The 3,369-nt window shown below is 63.7% G+C and carries 4 protein-coding genes; 1 reads left to right on the forward strand and 3 read right to left on the reverse strand.

The window, feature by feature from the left end; translation table 11 throughout:
• The coding region (locus VEK15_22015) for a S9 family peptidase (protein HXV63392.1) at positions 1 to 308 on the reverse strand (308 nt) is incomplete at its 3' end.
• Between the two features lie 182 nt (positions 309 to 490).
• Between VEK15_22015 and VEK15_22020 the strand changes: the two genes are divergently transcribed.
• Positions 491 to 1,042: a hypothetical protein gene (locus tag VEK15_22020; GenBank protein ID HXV63393.1), complete on the forward strand. Its 552-nt coding sequence runs from the start codon at positions 491 to 493 to the stop codon at positions 1,040 to 1,042.
• Positions 1,043 to 1,188: 146 nt separating this feature from the next.
• On the opposite strand, the gene VEK15_22025 is transcribed toward VEK15_22020, so the two are convergent.
• Together VEK15_22025 and VEK15_22030 are read right to left on the reverse strand one after the other, a co-directional pair.
• On the reverse strand, positions 1,189 to 2,319 hold the full coding sequence (locus VEK15_22025; protein HXV63394.1) for a DUF6544 family protein: 1,131 nt from the start codon (positions 2,317 to 2,319) through the stop codon (positions 1,189 to 1,191).
• A gap of 110 nt (positions 2,320 to 2,429) precedes the next feature.
• Positions 2,430 to 3,369, reverse strand: a 940-nt coding sequence (locus VEK15_22030) for a sigma-70 family RNA polymerase sigma factor (GenBank protein ID HXV63395.1), incomplete at its 5' end; no start/stop codon positions are given.

A 3,369-nucleotide genomic window follows, 5' to 3' on the forward strand; every position in this document is an offset into this window, starting at 1 on the left:
CGACGCCATACCCCGTAAGGATGCTCGCGGTCCTGCCAGGTGTTATAGACGTGATCACCCATCGGCGACGCGAAAGGAATGCGTCCCGGGTCCGTGAGGATCGCCGCCGCTTCGGTCTCGTAGCGCGCGAACCGCGGATCGGCGCCGAGCTCCGACAGAGTCCGGTCGTTCTGATCCGCCACCCAGGCCAGCGCGCGCTCGCCCGCGCTGTCTTCGAGCCAGAGCGCTTCGTCGGGGGCCGGCTCGGTGCAGGCGAGCAGCAGCGTAAGGGCCGACGCGAGAAGAAGGGCAAGCGTTCGGTAACTCATGCGAGGCATTCTACGCCAGCATCGGGGCGGACCAAGTGCGTGACACCCGTCGGTGCGGACTTCCGAATCGGCTGGCGGCTCGTGGGCCGCGAGAACTATGATGCACGAGTCTTCGACGAAATCTGGGGCGAAGACGACGATTCGGTCTCAACGACCGGAAATCGATTCCACAGGGGGTAAAGATGCGAAGTTGGATCCGTTCTCTATGTGCGGTCGGGGCGCTACTTCTCTTTAGTGTGGTCGCAACGACATTGGGGCAATCCGCCAAAACCGGCGGTGGCAAAGGCGAGCTGGCACTCAATGGAACCATCTGGGTGGGCAAGGAGCCGCATAATCGGGTGACAGTCCGTACCGATGGAACCATCGAGATCAAGGAAGGGAAAGACATCTATGTGCGCTTCATCGATCAAGTCGACGACATTTTCGTGATCGAGGTCCGCTGGTGGAACGTGTCCGCCAAAATCAACGTTCTCGAGCACGGAGTCTTGACGAGAATATCCCCGAATATTTATCGCTACATCGAAGCGGATCACCTCGAGTTCGGAATGCCCAACGATAATTTCCCCGGCATCATCGGCAGGGGTACCTTCGAGCTGCAGGGAAAGAACAAGGCCAAATTGATCCAGGTCGGCCATCTGATCGATGGCAGCGCCTCGGGATTCACCACCATTCTCGAAAGAGCCGACGCCGTGCCGGAGGTGCCGATCGACCAGACCTATCCCCTGATGGACTGAATGGCCAAGCCGTTCAGACTGGCGGAGAATCTCTGGAGCAGAGCCAAGCGTCGACGCACTTGAACCTGCTTCGAACCGTACGAGACTCGGTTGCAAAGCATCGTCAAGACTGAGACCCGGAAAGCTACACCAACAAGGGTGGCTCATTACGTGCGGGCTCGTGGCTCACGCCGAGGCGCGTTCACCTCGAAGTGGACCAACTCGATCTCGAGATAGGCGAAATCGCCTTCCGGCGGGTGCCAGCGCGCTTCACCGCGCGTGAAGACGCGCAACGGCCCGAAGCTCCGGTACTCGCCGACCGGCGTGGACCAGCGGCAAGGGGTGAATTGCTTGCCATCCGCCGAGGCCGCGAGACGGTCGTCGGAGACGAAGTCCACGAGCTCCCCTTTCTCGTTGAACGACAGCACGGCGCTGATCGTGTTGGAGCCAATGGTGTAGTTCGCCCGTGCCGACCGCTCATCGATTGGCGTCCAGCGAACGGCGGGATCGACGAGCTCCGCCGGCGCCAGCAGGCAGAGGTCGTTGAACAACGTGACGGTCTCCGCCCGGTCCATCTCCGGACCGACGGCATCCACCATCGGCACGAGCGAAACGAGCTTCACGCTCATGCTGGCGGAGCGATCCCGAAAAGCGTGATAGACGTCGACCGGAAGACCACCGCGCGTGGCCTTCATCAGGAAGAAGCGGGCCGGCTCGCCGGGAAAATTGTACTGCTCGGCGGTAAAGGTCATCCACGGGTCGCCGACTCCGCGGCGAATCCGCCCGCGCCAGGTCGCCTCGAAATGGTGCACCCGCGGCTGTCCGACCACTCCCGCCTGCCGGAGGTAGCGCTCAACGGGATCCGGCAGGGGAACCAGATCCGATTCCGTCACGAGCGGCGGCGCCATGGGTTGGGCCAGGCGCTTCTCCACCGCGGCGCGGTAACGCGCGAGAAAGCTCCTGGGACCGGAAGAAGCGAAGCGATAGGCGATGCCTGCGAGGATCAGAGCGTTGGCAAGGGTGCCGAGCTTCGCGTCCTCCCAAGAAGACGCGATGACGACCTGCGACAAAGCGACGGCGCCGAGACCGACGGCCCACCAGGCGTGGCACGACGATGCGAATAGCACGGCGGTGACGAGCGTCAACCCGGCCGCCCCAAGCCAGGCGACCCCCCAAGGCTTGGAAATGCCCTGCACGAGCTGAGGAGCATCGGTGAGCCCGAACGCCTTGGTGAAACCGAGAGCAAGGATGAGCCCATGCACAACGATCAGAGAGACGAACAGCCATCGTCTGAGCACGAAAATCTCCCCACGGGAATCATGCGCGTTCCGAGGATCTCGTTCAACCGACACCTGTCAGGCGCGTGCGATCGCTTGACACACCAAGTGGGAAGCGATCGGCAGGCGGCTCAGCCCTGATGGAGAGGCAACGGCGCGTGAGGCGCGAGCTCGCTCGGAAGACCGAACTTCGGAAAGAGCGTCTCGGTATCGAGGAACGAATTCCACGATGCGATGCGATCGTCCGATAGCTCGAGGACCACGAGCGCCCATGGACGATGGCCGCCGTCCGGATCCGGCCGGTACTGACCGAATGCCGGCAGGGCATTCGCCGCGGTCGAGACGAGACGTGAGCCGCGACAGCCGGAACCGCGTCCGAGCAGCCAGTTCCTGATCGACTCGTGACCCCGGAGCCACAGACGGTACGGTGGCATCGAAAGCGTCGCATCCTGTTGGAGCAAGGCCGTCAGCCCGTCCACATCGTAGCGTTCGAAGGCTTCGACGTAGCGGTCGAGGAGGGTCGATTGCTCCTCGGTGAGCGCCTCGGGTGATTGCCGCAGGTCTCCGTCCGCGAGAGTCGCACGGGCCCGTTGAAGCGCGCTGTTCACGGCCGCGACGCTCGTGTCGAGGATCTCGGCGACTTCCGCCACCGAGCAGCCGACGACCTCGGCGAGGAGGAGCGCCGCTCGTTGACGAGACGGAAGGCGTTGTAACGTCGCGACAAACGCGAGCCGTATGCTCTGTCGCAGAATGGCGCGCTCCAGTGGGTCGGCATCCACCGGCAGGACGCTGGCATCGGGAATCGGCTCGAGCCAGTGGGTGCGCGGCCGTTCCACGAGCGGATCGACAACCGTCCCCGGGGGTCCGTCTTCCGTCGGGCGCGCCCTGCGCCTCCGGTTGGCGAGCGCGTCGAGGCAGACGTTGGTCGCTATCCGATAGAGCCAGGTCTTGAGCGACGCCCGGCCTTCGAACCGGTCGAGGTTTCGCCAGGCTCGCAGCATCGTCTCCTGAACCGCGTCCTCGGCCTCGACGCCCGAGCCCAGCATCCGGTAACAGTGCCCGACGAGCCTC

The organism is Vicinamibacteria bacterium, assembly GCA_035620555.1.
GTDB lineage: Bacteria > Acidobacteriota > Vicinamibacteria > Marinacidobacterales > SMYC01 > DASPGQ01.